Here is a 15,746-nt window from a genome sequence, read left to right as displayed (position 1 = left end):
GCCCGCGACCTCGCACGACTCCCGCGACCTCGCACCACTCCCGCGACCTCGCGGTCGCTCCCGCGGCGGACCGGGCCCAGCCGCGCGTGAGACGAGCCCCACAGCGGGGCGGCCGTCCGAGAAGTCGCGCCGCCGGAGAAGCGGTTCTATCGTCCGAACCGTCCTCGACTCGTTCCAGCAGGTGGACGGGCGGGGCTGCCGACCCGGTCCGCCGGGCGCGGACGGACGACGGGAGCCGGCGATGACGCAGGTTGCGCCCGCTGTGGCGGCAGGGCCGCCCGGAGGGCCCGGCACGGCACCGGTGCCGCGGCGACGACGCCGGTTCGACCGCGAGGCGATCGCGGGCTACCTCTTCATCTCGCCGTGGATCGTCGGGTTCCTCGTGTTCACCGCGGGGGCGATGGCGTGGAGCCTGTACATCTCGCTCACGCGCTACAACCTCGCGACCGGCACCGCGACCCCGGTCGGGCTCGCGAACTACCGCGAGCTGTTCGACGACCCGCGCGTCGCGACCGCGCTCGGCAACACCCTGTTCTACGCGCTGCTCGCCGTGCCGCTCGAGATCGCGTTCGCGCTCTTCCTCGCGGTGCTCCTCGACCGCGTCGGCAAGGGCGCCGGCTTCTTCCGCACGGTGTTCTACCTGCCGAAGATGACGCCGGCCGTCGCGACGGCCGCCATCTTCTTCCTGCTCCTCAACGGCTCCAACGGGGCGGTCAACCGGTTCCTGCGGAGCCTCGGGCTGCCCGCGCCGCAGTGGCTCGTCGACCCCGACTGGATCAAGCCGTCGATCGTGCTCATGTCGCTGTGGGCCGTGAGCGGCACGATGGTCATCTTCCTCGCCGCGCTGAAGTCGGTGCCCCGCGAGCTGTACGAGGTCGCGACGCTCGACGGCGCCGGCCCGTGGCGGCTGTTCCGGCACATCACCGTGCCGATGATCTCGGGCGCGATCTTCTTCAACACCATCGTGCTCACGATCGCCGCGTTCCAGATCTTCGACTCCGCGTACCTGCTGTTCTGGCGCGACCAGGGGTCGAGCTCGCCGGACGCGTCGCTCTTCTACGCGATCTACCTCTTCCAGCAGGCGTTCCGGCAGTTCAACTTCGGCTTCGCCGCCGCCATGGCGTGGCTGCTGTTCGTGATCGTCATGCTGGTCACGCTCGTCCAGGTGCGGTTCGGGAACCGCTTCGTCTACTACGAGGCGGACCGCTGATGGCCACCACGACCACCACCCCGCTCGGCGCACCCCCGCAGGTGCCCGTCGCCCCGCGCGCCCGCGGCGTCGCGGAGGAGGCGCCCGTCTGGCGGCGCGGCCGCTTCAGCCGCGTCGGCCGCGTGGTCCGCTGGGCCGTCCTGCTCGGCATCACGGCGCTGTTCCTCTACCCGCTGCTGTGGCTCGTCGCGGCGAGCCTCAAGGGCCGCGGCCAGGTCTTCGACAACTCGCTCCTGCCCTCGCCCGTGCGGTGGGAGAACTGGGTCACGGTCTGGCAGGAGCTGCCGCTGCTGAGCTGGCTCACCAACAGCGTGTCGATCGCGGTGCTCGCCGCGGTGGCCGTCGCCGTGTCGAGCTCGGTCGTCGCGTTCGGGTTCGCATGGTTCCGCTTCCCGGGCCGGAGCCTGCTCTTCGGCCTCGTGCTCGCGACGATGATGCTGCCGGGTGCCGTGACGATGATCCCCGTCTACCTCATCTGGAAGGAGACGGGCCTGCTGGGCACCTGGGTGCCGCTGTGGGGCGCGAACCTGTTCGGCTCGGCGTTCTACATCTTCCTGCAGCGCCAGTTCTTCCTCGGCCTGCCGCGCGAGATCTTCGAGGCGGCCCTCATCGACGGCGCGAGCTACTGGAAGCAGTTCTGGCGGATCGCCATGCCGCTCGCCGTGCCGTCGTTCGTCATCGTGCTGCTCTTCGAGTTCCAGGCCTCGTGGAACAACCTGCAGTCCGCCCTGATCTACCTCAACGCGGGCAGCGTCGAGCAGTTCACGGCGCCGCTGGGCATCGCCTACGCGATGACCCGGTACAGCCCGACCGCCGGCGGTCAGGGCGACTACCAGTACGTCATGGTGGCGTCACTCCTGGTGACGCTGCCGATGCTCGCGCTGTTCGCCTTCGGGCAGCGCTACTTCGTCGACGGCATCGCGACGACCGGACGCAAGGGGTGACCCGATGAGGACCACACGATGGGGCGCACGACGCGCACCACTGCTCGGCGGGCTCGCGCTCGTGACCGCCACCGCGACGCTCGCGGCCTGCGGGCCGGGCGGCGGCGGCGCGGCCGGCGGCGGTGACGCACCGACCGACTTCACCACGGCGCCCACGGGCGCGCTCGCCGCGTGGGCGTTCGACAACGCGGACGACGTCGGCGAGGCGCGCATGGCGTACGCGGCCGAGCAGCTCGGCGACGTCGAGATCACGATGGACCAGACGTCCTTCGACGCGCAGAAGTTCACGACCCGCGTGGCGGGCGGGCAGGTGCCGGACGTCGTGCAGATGGACCGCCGGTTCGTCCCGACCTACGCGGCGCAGGGCCTGATCCAGCCGCTCGACGCCTGCTACGACGCGCACGGCGTCGTGGCGGACGAGCGGTTCTACGACTTCGTCGTCGACGACGTCCGGTGGGACGACCAGCTGTGGGCGGTGCCGCAGTTCTACCAGCCGCCCGCGATCCTGCTGAACACGCGCGTGCTCGAGGCGGCCGGCATCACCGACGAGCAGATCGACACGTCGCAGCCGGACGTGCTGCTGCAGGCGGTCGCGGCGACGTACACCGAGGAGGGCGGCAACCCGACCCGGCTCGGCTTCGACCCCGTCGCCACCGGCCAGGCGAGCCTGTGGGTGCTCGGCATGGGCGGGCAGCTCACGGACGACGAGGGCCGGCCGACCCTCGACGACCCGTCGAACGTCGCGGGCGTCGAGATGCTCAAGCGGATCACCGACGCGCAGGGCGGCTACGCGGCCGTGAAGTCGTTCACCGACTCGTTCGACACGTTCGGCGACGCGAACCAGTACGTGACCGACCAGGTCGCCGCGCAGGTCAACGCGCAGTGGTACCCGAACGTGCTGTCCCCGTACGTCGGCCAGGTCCAGCTGCGCGCGGTGCCGTTCCGCGACGCCGAGGGCCAGCCGTTCTCCGTGGCGGGCGGCACGGCGTTCGTCGTGCCGGCCGGTGCGAAGAACCCGGACGCGGCGTGCGCGTGGATGCTCGAGCTCACCGAGCTCGAGGCGTGGGAGGCCGCGGGCGAGGCCCGCGCCGCGACGCGCGAGGAGGACGGCGGCATCAACACCGGCCTGTTCACCGGCTCCCCGGAGGCGGACCAGCTGGTCCGCGATCGCTGGGTCGTGGAGTCCGGCGACCCCGGGTTCGACCAGGTGATCGCCACGTACTACGACGTCCTGGACTACGGTCAGACGTTCGGTGCGTCGCCGGCCGGGCAGGAGATCGGCAATGCGCTCAACAACGCCGTCACCGAGGCCCTGCTGGGCGAGGCGACGGCCGAGGAGGCGCTCGCCGACGCGCAGCAGGCGGCGCAGCGCGCGTACGAGAACGTGACGGCGACCGGGTGAGCGCACCCGTCCCGGCACCGGGAGAGGATGGGGCCGTGGACGAGTCCGTCGCCGACGTCATGTCGCAGCTGCACACGACACTGCTGGAGGCGACGGACGTGCACGCCGTCGTCGAGGCCGTCGCGTACGCGTCGGCCGCCGTGCTGGCCGGCGACGCGGGTGAGACGAGCGTCACCCTCCGCCGCGGTGGCCCGGGCGCGCCCGCGACGTCGGTCGCCTGGACGGGGGAGCGGGCCCGCCGGTGCGACCAGGCGGAGTACGACGCCGGCGAGGGCCCGTGCCTGGCGGCCGTCGACGAGGAGAGGACGATCCTGGTGCCGGACGTCGCCGCGGCCGACCGCTGGCCGGCGTGGCGGGACGCAACCCTGGCGGAGGGGTTCGCGTGCTCCGCCGCGTTCCCGGTCCGCGTGCACGGCGGCGTCCAGGTGGCGCTCAACGTGTACTCGGACCGCGCGGACTGCTGGGACGACGAGGCGGTCGCGCGCGCGGAGGGGCTCGCGGCCGATCTCGGCCGCGTGCTCGGCTACTCCCTGCGGCTCGTCGACCTCGCCACCACCACCGCCGACCTGCAGACCGCGCTCGAGTCCCGGGCGGTGATCGACCAGGCGATCGGCATCGTCATGGGGCAGAACCGGTGCTCGCCGCAGGAGGCGATGACCGTGCTGCGCCGTGCGTCGCAGGCGCGCAACGTCAAGCTGCGCGACCTCGCGCTCGACATGGTGCGGACCGTCGGCGGGGTGGAGCCGTCGGGCTCGACGTTCGAGCGCCGCGACGGCTGACGCGTCGCACCGACGACGGCGCGGACGGATCCGGACGACCGGCGGCGGGGGACGACCTGGTGCCGGACGGGCCCGACGCCCCCGGTCAGACCGTGTCGGGTCGGACGCTGTCGCGTCGGTCGCCCGCGCGCACGTCGTCGGGGCCGACGCCGAGCAGGAACGGCTCCAACGCGGCCGCGAGCGACTCGACGCGCACGGCGCGGTCGACGACGTGCTCGACGATGCCGTCGGCGATCGTGCGCAGGCTGACGTTGCTGCGCATCGACGCCTCCCGCAGCACGGCGAAGCCGAGCTCCGGCGTGATGCCGAACGCGGCGGTGAGCAGGCCCTTGGCCTGCTCGATCGTCGCGCGCGACGCCGCCGACGCGGCGATCTGGCTGCTGGCCAGCCGGCTGCCCTCGGCGGCGACCAGTCGCGTCACGTCGACGAGGTCGGCCTCCAGTGCGCCGTCGTCGGTACGGCGGCACACCGCGGCGACGTGGTGCTCCTGACCGCGCGCGTCGCGCATGCGGAACCGGGCGTGGACGGGATGCACCGTCGCGGCGGAGAAGGTCGACCACCAGCGGTCGCGGTCCTCCGGATCGACATGGGCGAGCACCAGGTCCGTCGTGAGGACGACGTCGCCGGCCTCGAAGCCGTGCAGTGCCCAGCACTCCGGCGACCACCACCAGCTGCCGTCCGCGGGGACGTACCGGAGGCGGGGCGCGGGGGCACCGGGGATGTCGCGACGGGCCGGGCGGTCGTCGCGGGTGGTGGTGGACACGTGGGGATGACCTCTTCGAGCAAGTTCCGAGGGCCGTGTCCTGACCCGTGGTGAAAGTTAGGCGAACGGACCGGGCGACGCAAACCACCGGCGCTTCCCCCCGGGGGGTCCCGTCCCAGGTCAGTCCAGCGACCGGTAGCCGTTCACCTTGTGCGTCCCGTCGCACCACGGCTTGATCGCGGACCCGCCGCACCGGCACAGCGCCACCGTCGGGCGCGGCCGCTCGAGCGGGTTGCCGTCCTCGTCGCGCAGGTCGACGTCGCCGCGCACGAGCACCGGTCCGTCGGGGCAGAAGGTCACCGACGCACGCGCCGGAGGCGTGCGGACGGGGCGGGCTCCGCCGACGGGCGCCGGTGTGCCGTCCGCGACGGGCGTCGGCCGGTGGTCCTGCGTCACGTCGTGCTCCTCGGGTCGGTGGTGCCCGCCGTGGGGCGGAGGTCGCGTTCCCGGTGGGCCGCGCGGCGCAGCCGGGTGCCGGCGTACGGGACACCTCCGGCGGCGCGCAGCACGAGGGCCGCCCACGCGCACACGCCCCGCTCGAGGCACCACGCCGGCGCCCACAGGGCGGCGGTCGCGGGGAACCGGCGTCGGCCGCCGGCGCGGCGCCGCCCCGCCTCGGCGACCGCCGCGACCGCGACCGCGCCGGCGCCGAGCAGCGCAGGCCGCCGCCGCGCCAGCGCCGTCAGGACGAGCGGCAGCACCGCCAGCTCGGCCGCGAGCCGCAGGGGCTGCGCGTGGCTGTCGTAGGCCTGGCGGACGCGCTGGTGGAGGAAGTGGCGGGTCGTCGGGGGCCGGCGCTCGACCAGCAGGTCGAGCGCGACGTGCTCGCGTCCGCCGCGCGCCCGGACGGTCCGCACGAGCTCGAGGTTCTCGAACAGGACCTGCGCGTCGTAGCCGTGCGACGGCAGGGCGGAGCGGCGCACGAGCAGCGTGCCGGGCCAGTCGCCGCCGAGCGCGCGGTTGAGCAACGCGCGGCCGGTGTCCCAGCGGGCGTGCCACGGCGCGGGGGCGAAGACGTTCTGCGGGCGCACGACCTCGGCGTCGTCGAGCATCCGCAGGGCGCGCACCAGGTCCTCGACGTCCCAGCGCACGTCGTCGTCCGCGATGACGACGCGCTCGTGCCCGGAGGCCCGCAACCCGTGGCGCACCGCGACGACCTTCCCGTTCGCGCCCGGTGGCGGCGGGTCGGCACGCACGTGCCGCACACCGGGCGGCAGGTGGTGGGCGTGCACGTCGGCCACCTCGGGCGCGGAGCTGTCGACCACGACGACGTCGAGCACGCGCACGACGCGCGAGAGGTACCTCCACGTCTCCCGGTCGGCGGGCTCGGCCGTCCGCAGCGGCAGCAGGTAGACGGCGTCGGCGACGCGCGGGCGGTCGGACCGCTCCGGCGTCACGCGTGCGCCGGCGACGGCGGGTGCGGTGCGCACGCCGCGCTCACAGGGCAAGGCGCAGCGACGACTCGCCGGCGTCCCACCGCGCGATCGTGCGCGCCCCCACCCAGCCCTCGACGGCGAGGCACACCGCGGCACCCCACAGCACGTCGTCGACCAGCGCGGGCTCCTCCTCGGCGAGGTTGCCGGCGAGGTCACGGGCGGCGATCTGCTCGTGCACGGCGTCGGCCGCGACGTGCTCGTCGAAGTACCAGGTGGTGGCCTCGTCGTCGTGCCCGAGGCGGCGCAGGCCGTTGCCGTAGAGACGGTTGGGCAGCGAGGACGTCATCTCGAACGCCGCGAGGTGCCCGACGACCGCGCCCCGCAGGCGGCGGTGCAGGCCGAGCAGGGACATCACGTTGGTCGACGCGAGCGTCGCGGCCGGCACGTGGTCGACGTAGCGGCCGTAGGTGTCGTCGAGGCCGAGGCCGCGCATCGACGACGCGAAGAGGGCGTGGTGCATGCGCTCGGGGTCGCCGCCGCCGTACTCGTCCGCCTGGATCTCGACCAGCGCCGCCTTCGCGCGGCCGCCGAGGCGCGGGACCGCCCAGGTGTGCGGGTCCGCCTCCTTGAGCTGGTAGACGGACTTCTGCACGAGCACCTCGCGCAGCTGCTCGTCCGTCGCCCGGCGCGCGACGTACCGGGACAGGCTGGGGGAGTCGTCCTCCTCCGTCAGCCGGAACAGGCGGGCGGCGACGCCCGTGCGCGTGCGGTCCGCGCAGTCGGGGACGGGCACGCGATCGCGGAGCTCGTCCTCGACGTGCCGCTCGAGGGTCGCGCGCACGGTCAGCAGGTCGACGTCCCACTCCCAGGCGTCGTCGACGCCCTCGAGCCCGCGGTAGTGCAGCTCGTAGAGGCACAGGAGGGCGAGCTGGACGTCGTCGTCCTCGAGCCACGAGCCGGGCGGGTGGGCGACGACCGCGGCGAGCGCGGCGTGCAGGTCGTCCGCGTCGGCGGACGCGCCGGTGAGCAGGCGCAGGAGGGCCTCGCCGAGCGGGCCGCGCGGGGTCGGCAGCGGCATGGGGCGCGTCGGGGTGGGTCCGGTCGGTGCGTCCGTCGGCACTGACGTCGTGGTCATCGTTCTCGTTCCCTCGCGCGGTGCGCCGCGGCTCGACGCGCGACCCATCGTGGCCCCGGTCCCACGGGCCCGCCACCGGGGCGTCGGCGCGCCCACGCCGACGCCCCCACCTGCGGCTCCGCGTGCGCCGGGCTGGTGCCCGCCGTGCGCGGAGCCGCCGGGGGAGGGTCAGACGCCGCCGGGTCGCAGGACGGCCCGCAGGCAGCCGTCGTCCTTCTCCTTGAACAGGCGGTACGCCTCCGCGCCGTCCTCGAGGTCGAGCTCGTGCGTCGCCAGGTACTCCGGCGTGAGCTCGCCGCGGGCCATGAGGTCGAGCAGCGTCGGGATGTACTTCTGCCCGTGCATCTGCGCGCCCCGCAGGGTGAGGCCCTTGTTCATCAGCGCACCGAGCGGGAACCGGTCGGCCCACGCCGCGAAGACGCCCAGCACGGCGACCCGTCCGCCCTTGCGGCAGTGGTAGACCGCCTCGCGCAGCGGCGTGATGCGCTCGGTCTGCACGCGCGCGAGCTGGGTCACCTTGTCGAGCGCCGCGAGGGGGCCGGTCGCCCCCGAGGCCTCCATGCCGACCGCCTCGATGCAGACGTCCGGCCCGCGGCCCGCCGTCAGGTCGAGCAGCGCCTCGCCCAGCGCGTCCTGGGGGTCGAGCACGTCGCAGCCGAGCTCGCGGCGTGCCACCTCCCGGCGGTACGGGTCCGTCTCGATCACCACGACGCGGTCCGCCCCGAGGATCTGGCTCGCGCGGGCCGCCATCTGGCCGACGCCGCCGGCGCCCCAGACGGCCACGACGTCGCCCGGTCCGACCTCGCCGAGGTCCGCCGCGCCCATCCAGCCGGTCGACGCGGCGTCCGACGCGAACAGGGCGCGCAGGTCCTGCACCTCGTCCGGCACGGGGAACGCGCCCACGTCGGCGAACGGCACGCGCACGTACTCCGCGTGCGAGCCCGCGTAGCCGCCGAGCGCGTGCGAGTAGCCGAAGCACCCGCCGGGGGCCGAGCCCCACAGCGTCTCCGTGACGGCCGGGTTGCGGTTGCCGTTGTCGCACAGCGAGAACAGCTGCTGCCGGCAGTACCAGCAGCTGCCGCACGCGATGAACGAGCTGACGACGACGCGCTCGCCCACCCGCCGGTCGCGCACGCCGGACCCGATCTCGACGACCTCGCCGAGGAACTCGTGCCCGATGACGTCGCCGTGCCGCATGAACGGGATGTACCCGCCCAGCAGGTGCAGGTCGGAGCCGCACGTCACGCTCGCCGTCACCTTGACGATCGCGTCGTACGGCTGCTCGACGCGCGGGTCGGGCACGTCGCCCGTGCTGAGCTCGTTGACCCCGGTCCACTGCAGCGCCCTCACAGGCGTCCCTCCCGTCCCGCGGCGCGCAGCGCCGCGTCGAGCACGAGCCCCTGCGGGGTCGGCGGGCGGCCGCTCAGGTCGTCCGGGGGCATCCGGGAGCCCGTCTCGAGCTCCTGCTTGAGCAGGCGGACCGCCTGCCGGTCGGCGGCCCGGTCGCCGCCGTCCGCGTCGAGCCGCAGCTCGGTGCCCCGGTCGCCCGGTGCGGGGGTGCGGCGCGCACGGCCGAGGACGTCGGCGGCCGCCTGGGTGAGGCCGGCGGCCCGCGCGTCGATCTCGTCCGACGTCAGCGCCACCGTCACGGCGAGCGTGCCCCGTCCGGGTGCGTCGAGGGCCGTGCGGCCGCGCCGGAGCACGACCGCCGTGGCGGCGCCCGCACCGAGCGCCGCCACGGCCAGCAGTCGTCCGCGCACCGTCACTCGCGGTGGAGCTTGTCCTGCACGCGGCCGGCGATCTTCTCGACCGGGTTCGGCACGTCGGTCGTGCCGTACAGGCGCGAGTCGGGGCGCGTCGGCTTCGGCGCGGGCACACCCGCCGGCGGCTCGGCGACGTACGTGAACTCGCCCTTGCCGTCGGGGGTGGGGCCGGACGCCCAGCTGCCCTCGGAGGCGTGCTCGCCGTTCGAGAAGTTGATGTACTGGTACGACACCTCGCGGTGCTCCTTGGAGAGCGGGAAGTTCGAGGGCACCGGCAGGAGCTCGTGGCCCTCCTCCTGCAGCTCCTTCGCCGCGGCGATCCACTGGTTCTGGTGCATCGTGTCGCGGGCGAGCAGGAACGCGAGCATGTCCCGCACGCCCTTGTCGTCGGTCATGTGGTAGAGCCGGGCCACCTGCAGGCGGCCCTGCATCTCGGCGTTCGCGTTGGCCGTGAAGTCGGCCAGCAGGTTGCCGCTCGCGGTGACGTAGCCCGCGGTCCACGGGTTGCCGTTCGAGTCGACGGGGCGCGCGCCGGCACCCGCGACGATGGCGTGCTGGGGGTCGGTGCCGCCGATGATCGCCGCGACGGTCGGGTCGTCCTGCGCAGCGCCCTCGACCACGCCGAGCGGGGCGTCGTCGAGCAGCTGCGCGATCATCGTCGCGAGCATCTCGACGTGCCCGAACTCCTCGGCGCCGATGCCGTACAGCAGGTCGCGGTACTTGCCCGGGATGTGCGCGTTCCAGGACTGGAACCCGTACTGCATGGCGACGGTGATCTCGCCGTACTGGCCGCCGAGCACCTCCTGCAGCTTGCGGGCGAAGACCGCGTCCGGCTTCTCGGGCTTGGCGTGGAACTGCAGCTCCTGGCGGTGGAAGAACATGTGGCTCCCTCTCGCTGGCGTCGGGCCGTCCCGGCGTGCGGGACCACCCCGGCACGCGCCTTCTCCTCGACGCGCGGTGGTCCTGCCAGTCTCACCACGGCCCCGGCGGACCGCACCTGGAGCGTGGACACGCGTCCGGCGGCGGTGGACGCGTGTCCGACCCGGCGCGGGCGCGCCGGTGCGCCGCCCGCTCGCCGTGGGAGGGTCCGCCCGGCACCATGCCCCCAGGACGCGCCGGACCGGCGTGCCCGTGACCGGAGGAGCAGCGTGAGCACCACCCGCCCCCGTCCGACGCCGGACGCCCCGGGCACCGCCGACCGGCCGGTCGTGTCGGTCGTCGTACCCGTGCGCGACGACGCCGCGCACCTCGACGTGTGCCTGCGTCTGCTGTCCGTGCAGACGGTGCCGCCGGACGAGGTCGTCGTGGTCGACAACGCGTCCGGCGACGGCAGCGCGGATGTCGCACGGCGGTGGGGTGCGCGGGTCGTGCCGGAGCCGCACGTCGGCATCCCGGCCGCCGCCGCCGCGGGTTACGACGCCGCCCGCGGCGACGTGCTGCTGCGGCTCGACGCCGACACGCGGCCGGGGGAGGACTGGGTCGCCCACGCGCTGCACGTCCTCGCCGACCCCCGCGTCGACGCGGTGACCGGCACGGGCCGCTTCGACCTGCCGGGTGCGCTGGGCCGGCGCGTCGCACGCGCGTACCTCGGCGCCTACTACGTGCTCGGGCACCTCGCGGCCGGTCACCCGGTGCTGTGGGGGTCGTCGATGGCGTTCCGCGCCGACGACTGGCGGCGCGTGCGCGACGCCGTCACGCGGGTCGAGGACGTGCACGACGACCTCGACCTCGCGCTCGCGCTCGGGCCCGGCGCGCACGTCGTGGTGGACCGCGGGTGGTCGGTGGGCGTCTCGGCGCGGTCGGTGCGGTTCGGGCGCCAGTGGGGCCCCCGCCTCGGCCGCGCCTTCCGCACCCTCGGCCGGCAGTGGCGCGTGCTGCCGCCGTGGGAGCGGTGGGCGGCACGGTGGTGGCCGGACCGCGTGCCCGGCACCGCGCCGGGCCCCCGCGGGGCGCACCGGTCCGGCCGTCGCTAGCGTGGCAGGACGGTGAGCGACCAGGCAGGGCGGACGGAGAGGGAGGTGCGGTGCGATGACGCGGCGTGACGTCGTGGTGGTGGGTGCGTCGGCGGGCGGCGTGCGCTCGTTGCAGACCCTCGTGGCGGGTCTGCCCGCCGACCTGCCGGCGGCGGTGCTCGTCGTGCTGCACACCCCGGCGACGGCGCGCAGCGCGCTCCCGGCGATCCTGTCGCGCGCCGGCGCGCTCCCGGCGGTGCAGGCCGCCGACGGCGACCTGCTGGAGCCCGGGCGCATCCTCGTCGCCCCGCCCGACCGGCACATGCTCGTGCACCACGGGCGCGTGCTGCTGTCGCGCGGACCGCGCGAGAACGGCCACCGCCCGGCGGTCGACGTGCTGTTCCGCTCCGCCGCTCGTGACCTCGGCGCGCGCGTGGCCGCGGTCGTGCTGTCGGGGACGCTGGACGACGGCGCCGCGGGCATGGTGACCGTGCACCACCGCGGCGGGGTCGGGCTCGTCGAGGACCCGGAGACGGCGGCCTACCCCGGCATGCCGACGGCCGCCGTCGCCGCCGACGAGCCGTCGCAGGTCGTGCCGGTCGAGCGGCTCGCCGAGGCGCTCGTCGCGGAGCTGGGCCGCGAGGTGCCCGACCCCGCGCGCGACGGGCGGCCGGTACCGCCGCTCACGGTGGCCGAGGTCGAGACCGCCGCGCACGAGCAGCACCTGTACGCCGACCCCGAGCCGGCGGGCACGCCGTCGGGGTTCGCGTGCCCCGACTGCACGGGCGTGCTGTTCGAGGTGCAGGAGGGCAACGTGCGGCGGTTCCGCTGCCGCGTCGGGCACGCGTGGTCGCCGGCGAGCCTCGCCGCGCAGCAGGGCGTCGCGGTCGAGGGGGCGCTGTGGCTCGCGCTGCGTACGCTCGAGGAGCGCGCGGCGCTGTGCGACCGCATGGCGGGGAACGCGGCGGGCCGCGGGCACGCCGTGACGGCGGAGGCGTTCGCCGACCAGGCGGCGGAGGCGCGGTCGTCGTCGCTGGTGATCCGGGGGCTGATCGCGCGGACTGCTACCTTCGGCCCGGAGGCGACCGCCGACCTGCTCACGGACGGTGTGGACCAGCCCACGTCGTGAAGCGGCGCGCAGGTCCGTGGTGCACAGGAGCGGAGAGCACGTGGACGACGGCCCGGACCCCCAGTTCGAGGCGCTCCTGCGGCACCTCAAGGAGCACCGGGGCTTCGACTTCACCGGGTACAAGCGGCAGAGCCTGGTGCGGCGCGTGCGCCGACGCATGGACGACGTCGGGGCCGACGGGTTCGAGGACTACCAGGACCGCCTGACGGCGGACCCCGACGAGTACGCGGCCCTGTTCGACACGGTGCTCATCAACGTCACGAGCTTCCTGCGCGACACCGACGCGTGGGAGTACCTGCGCGAGCAGGTCCTGCCGGGCCTGCTCGACGGCGGCCGCCGCCTGCGGGCGTGGAGCGCCGGCTGCTCGACCGGCCAGGAGCCCTACACGCTCGCGATGGAGCTGTGCGACCTGCTCGGGCCGGCGGCGTTCCGCGACCGCGTGAAGATCTACGCGACCGACGCGGACGAGGGCGCGCTGCGGGTCGCGCGCGCCGCGACGTACGCCGAGCGGCAGGTGGCGGGCCTCGACGAGCGGCGCCTGCGCGCGTACTTCGAGCGGGTCGGCGACCAGTACGTGATCCGCAAGGACCTGCGCCGCGCGGTCATCTTCGGCCGCAACGACCTCGTGCAGGACGCGCCGATCTCGCACGTCGACCTGCTGCTGTGCCGCAACACGCTCATGTACCTCGACGCGCCGACGCAGGCCGAGGTGGTGCGGCGCCTGCACTTCGCGCTCGAACCGGGGGGCGTGCTCTTCCTGGGCAAGGCCGAGATGCTGCTGTCGCACACGGAGCTGTTCCAGCCGCTCGAGCTCAAGCGCCGCTTCTTCCGCAAGACGGGCAGCCCGCCGGTCGAGCGGCGTGGCACGCGCGACGTGCCCGGCCGGCCCGTCGAGCCGGACCTCGACGCCACGTCGGTCCGCCTGCGCGACGAGGCCCTGCACACCGCACCGGCGGCGCAGGTCGTCCTCGCCGCCGACGGGACGCTCGTCGCGTCGAACCGGCGCGCCGACGCGCTCTTCGGTCTCGGCGCGCGCGACGTCGGCCGGCCGTTCCAGGACCTGGAGATGTCGTACCGCCCCGTCGAGCTGCGGTCGGCCGTCGAGCAGGCGACCGCCGAGCGGCGGGCGGTGTGGGTCCGCGACGTGCGCTGGGAGCGGCCCACCGCGGACCTGCTGTGGCTGGACGTCCAGGTCGTGCCCCTCGCCGCGGCCGACGCGACGCCGCTCGGCACGACGGTGATCTTCAACGACGTCACGCGTCATCGCCGGCTCCAGGCGGAGCTCGAGCACGCCAACCGCCAGCTCGAGTCCGCCTACGAGGAGCTCCAGTCGGCGAACGAGGAGCTCGAGACGATGAACGAGGAGCTCCAGTCGACCGTCGAGGAGCTCGAGACGACGAACGAGGAGCTCCAGTCGACGAACGAGGAGCTCGAGACCATGAACGAGGAGCTCCAGTCGATGAACGACGAGCTCCACGCGAGCAACGAGGAGCTGCGCGTGCGCACCCTCGAGGTCGACGAGCTCAACCGGTTCATGGAGTCCGTGCTGGCGGGCCTGCGCGTCGGGGTCGCGGTGGTCGACGCCGACCTGCGCGTCCTCGCGTGGAACTCGCGTGCCTCGGACCTGTGGGGCGTGCGCGAGGACGAGGCGCTGGGCCGCCCGCTGGAGGACCTCGACATCGGCCTGCCGGTGGCGCCGCTCGAGCCGCTCGTGCACGCGCAGCTGCGGCACGCCGACGGGTCGCGCACGGTGCGGGTGCAGGCGGTGAACCGCCGCGGTCACGCCATCGCGCTCGACGTGACGAGCAGCCCGCTGCGGAGCGCCGGCGGTCGCCCGCCGGGGGTCATCCTGCTCATGGACGTCATCGTCCCGGCAGGGTGACCTCGCCCGCGGCCGCCTGCGCCACGATCTGCTCCGCGATCGCCCGCAGCTTCACGTTCTGCCGCTGGCTGATCGCGGCCATGTAGGCGAACGCCTCGGCGGCGGTGCCGCCGCGGACGGCCATGACGACACCCTTCGCCTGGTCGATGACGGCCCGGGAGGTGAGCGCCTGCGTGAGCTGGTCGCCCAGGTCGCGCAACCGCTCCTGCTCGCGCACGGCGGCGAAGACGGCGCCGGCCGCGGTGGCCAGCAGCTCCGCCGTCCGGATGTCCGCCTCGCCGAACGCGTCGACGGCTGTGCCGTAGCAGTTGACGCACCCGTGGGTGCTGCCCTCGGCCTGGACGGGGACGGCGAGCGCGGACCGGACCTGCTCCCCGGCGATCGAGCGGGCGAAGGCCGGCCACCGGGCGTCCGTGGTGACGTCGGCGCTCACCACCGACTCGCCCGCGGCGAACGCGTCGACGCACGGGCCCTCGCCCGTGTGCACCTGCCGGCCGTCCGCGGCGGCGGCGAGCGGGGCGGACGACGCCAGCGCGTGGGGTCGGTCGGGCGGGCCGACGTTGACGCTGACGGCCGACGCGGCGGGCAGCGCCTCGGCGACGATCCGCGCCATGTGCGCCAGCCGCTGCTGCTGCGTGAGGTCGGACGCCGTCAGCCAGCTGAGCGCGACGAAGGCGCGCGCCACCCGCAGCGTGTCGTGCTGCGCCGCGGGCGTGTCCGGGTCGGACGCGGGCAGCAGCGTCCACGTGACGGTGTCGCCGTCCCCGGCGTCCGCGACGACGACGACGTCGTACGCGACGGGTTCGGCGCGGCGCGGGCGCAGGTGCAGCCGGAGCCGGGTCGGCTCCGTGCCGACCGAGGAGACGACGCGGCGCAGGCGCGGCCGCCCGGCGTCGTCGACGAACCCGACCAGCGGCTTGCGCAGCAGGTGCGCGAGGGCGATGTTCAGCGCGCGGGCTGCCGCGGTGTTGGCCGAGCGCACCACGCCGGCACGGTCGGTCTCGATGACCGGCACGGGCAGCAGCGAGGTGAGCCACTCGCGGCGGGCGCCCGCGCCGCTGCGGGCGTCGAGCAGGTCCTCGAGCTGCTGACGCTGCGCCCGCAGCTCCGCGTCCGCGACGTGGAGCTCCTCGTGCGCGGTCTCCAGCTCCTGGTGCAGCGCGTCGAGCGCGTGCCCGTCCGAGGCCGGGTCCACGCGGGAGAGGAGCTCGGCCAGCGCCTCCAGGTCGGGCGAGGCCCAGCCGTCACGTCCTGCTGTCGTCCGGTCGCTCACCGCGCACCACGCTCTCGAGGTGTCCTCGGTCCGCACTCGCGTGCCGCAGCTGGACACGGCGGACCGACCGTCACTGTCGCACGCGCCCGTCGGCCGGCGCCATGGGACGCGCGGGCGGCGGGATGCCGCGACCCGGCC

The 15,746-nt window shown here is 74.8% G+C and carries 15 protein-coding genes; 7 read left to right on the top strand and 8 right to left on the bottom strand.

The window, feature by feature from the left end; translation table 11 throughout:
- The first annotated feature begins 241 nt into the window (after positions 1-241).
- From ACFUMH_RS14600 to ACFUMH_RS14585, 4 genes are read left to right on the top strand one after another with little or no spacing between them, the layout of a single operon-like run.
- The gene (locus ACFUMH_RS14600; protein ID WP_378206921.1) at positions 242-1,210 is read left to right on the top strand and encodes a carbohydrate ABC transporter permease; all 969 of its coding nucleotides are present in this window, start codon (positions 242-244) and stop codon (positions 1,208-1,210) included.
- On the top strand, positions 1,210-2,154 hold the full coding sequence (locus ACFUMH_RS14595) for a carbohydrate ABC transporter permease (protein WP_378206918.1): 945 nt from the start codon (positions 1,210-1,212) through the stop codon (positions 2,152-2,154). Before ACFUMH_RS14600 ends, ACFUMH_RS14595 begins: the two co-directional genes overlap by 1 nt.
- 4 nt (positions 2,155-2,158) lie before the next feature.
- Positions 2,159-3,556 carry an ABC transporter substrate-binding protein gene (locus ACFUMH_RS14590; RefSeq protein ID WP_378206915.1) on the top strand — a complete coding sequence of 466 codons (1,398 nt, stop codon included), beginning with the start codon at positions 2,159-2,161 and terminating at the stop codon, positions 3,554-3,556.
- A 35-nt stretch (positions 3,557-3,591) separates the two neighbouring features.
- Positions 3,592-4,335: a GAF and ANTAR domain-containing protein gene (locus ACFUMH_RS14585; protein WP_378206912.1), complete on the top strand. Its 744-nt coding sequence runs from the start codon at positions 3,592-3,594 to the stop codon at positions 4,333-4,335.
- Between the two features lie 85 nt (positions 4,336-4,420).
- Here ACFUMH_RS14585 and ACFUMH_RS14580 read toward each other — a convergent pair whose 3' ends face one another.
- The 7 genes from ACFUMH_RS14580 to ACFUMH_RS14550 all read right to left on the bottom strand — a co-directional run bounded on the left by ACFUMH_RS14580 (position 4,421) and on the right by ACFUMH_RS14550 (position 10,253).
- Positions 4,421-5,098 (bottom strand): ANTAR domain-containing protein, encoded by a 678-nt coding sequence (locus tag ACFUMH_RS14580; protein WP_378206909.1) that lies wholly within the window; start codon positions 5,096-5,098, stop codon positions 4,421-4,423.
- 120 nt (positions 5,099-5,218) lie between these two features.
- Positions 5,219-5,494, bottom strand: a complete 276-nt coding sequence (locus ACFUMH_RS14575) for a CDGSH iron-sulfur domain-containing protein (RefSeq protein WP_378206907.1) — start codon at positions 5,492-5,494, stop codon at positions 5,219-5,221.
- Positions 5,491-6,528: a glycosyltransferase gene (locus tag ACFUMH_RS14570; protein ID WP_378206904.1), complete on the bottom strand. Its 1,038-nt coding sequence runs from the start codon at positions 6,526-6,528 to the stop codon at positions 5,491-5,493. Before ACFUMH_RS14570 ends, ACFUMH_RS14575 begins: the two co-directional genes overlap by 4 nt.
- A gap of 7 nt (positions 6,529-6,535) precedes the next feature.
- Positions 6,536-7,609, bottom strand: a complete 1,074-nt coding sequence (locus ACFUMH_RS14565; protein WP_378206901.1) for an iron-containing redox enzyme family protein — start codon at positions 7,607-7,609, stop codon at positions 6,536-6,538.
- Between the two features lie 168 nt (positions 7,610-7,777).
- Entirely contained in the window at positions 7,778-8,959 is a 1,182-nt protein-coding gene (locus ACFUMH_RS14560) for a zinc-dependent alcohol dehydrogenase (protein ID WP_378206898.1), read from the bottom strand.
- Positions 8,956-9,369, bottom strand: coding sequence for a hypothetical protein (locus ACFUMH_RS14555; RefSeq protein WP_378206895.1), 414 nt, complete (start codon positions 9,367-9,369; stop codon positions 8,956-8,958). The genes ACFUMH_RS14560 and ACFUMH_RS14555 overlap by 4 nt, the downstream gene beginning before the upstream one ends.
- A gap of 2 nt (positions 9,370-9,371) precedes the next feature.
- Positions 9,372-10,253 carry a manganese catalase family protein gene (locus tag ACFUMH_RS14550; RefSeq protein ID WP_378206892.1) on the bottom strand — a complete coding sequence of 294 codons (882 nt, stop codon included), beginning with the start codon at positions 10,251-10,253 and terminating at the stop codon, positions 9,372-9,374.
- A gap of 267 nt (positions 10,254-10,520) precedes the next feature.
- Here ACFUMH_RS14550 and ACFUMH_RS14545 point away from each other — a divergent pair, with 267 nt between their 5' ends.
- Genes ACFUMH_RS14545 through ACFUMH_RS14535 form a run of 3 tightly spaced genes read left to right on the top strand, consistent with a single transcriptional unit; the run spans position 10,521 to position 14,335 of the window.
- Complete coding sequence (locus ACFUMH_RS14545; RefSeq protein ID WP_378206889.1) at positions 10,521-11,345, top strand: glycosyltransferase; 825 nt, start codon at positions 10,521-10,523, stop codon at positions 11,343-11,345.
- A gap of 55 nt (positions 11,346-11,400) precedes the next feature.
- Complete coding sequence (locus ACFUMH_RS14540) at positions 11,401-12,453, top strand: chemotaxis protein CheB (protein WP_378206886.1); 1,053 nt, start codon at positions 11,401-11,403, stop codon at positions 12,451-12,453.
- 40 nt (positions 12,454-12,493) lie between these two features.
- A complete protein-coding gene (locus tag ACFUMH_RS14535; protein WP_378206883.1) occupies positions 12,494-14,335 on the top strand; it encodes a CheR family methyltransferase in 1,842 nt (613 codons plus the stop codon).
- Here the strand turns inward: ACFUMH_RS14535 and ACFUMH_RS14530 are convergent.
- On the bottom strand, positions 14,316-15,608 hold the full coding sequence (locus tag ACFUMH_RS14530; protein ID WP_378206880.1) for an ANTAR domain-containing protein: 1,293 nt from the start codon (positions 15,606-15,608) through the stop codon (positions 14,316-14,318). The two genes, ACFUMH_RS14535 and ACFUMH_RS14530, sit on opposite strands and share 20 nt — an antisense overlap.
- Positions 15,609-15,746: the final 138 nt, after the last annotated feature.

Source organism: Cellulomonas sp. NPDC057328 (assembly GCF_042667215.1).
GTDB lineage: Bacteria > Actinomycetota > Actinomycetes > Actinomycetales > Cellulomonadaceae > Cellulomonas.
Note: the sequence above shows the minus strand (reverse complement) of the source record. Positions and strands in the feature narration are given on the sequence as shown.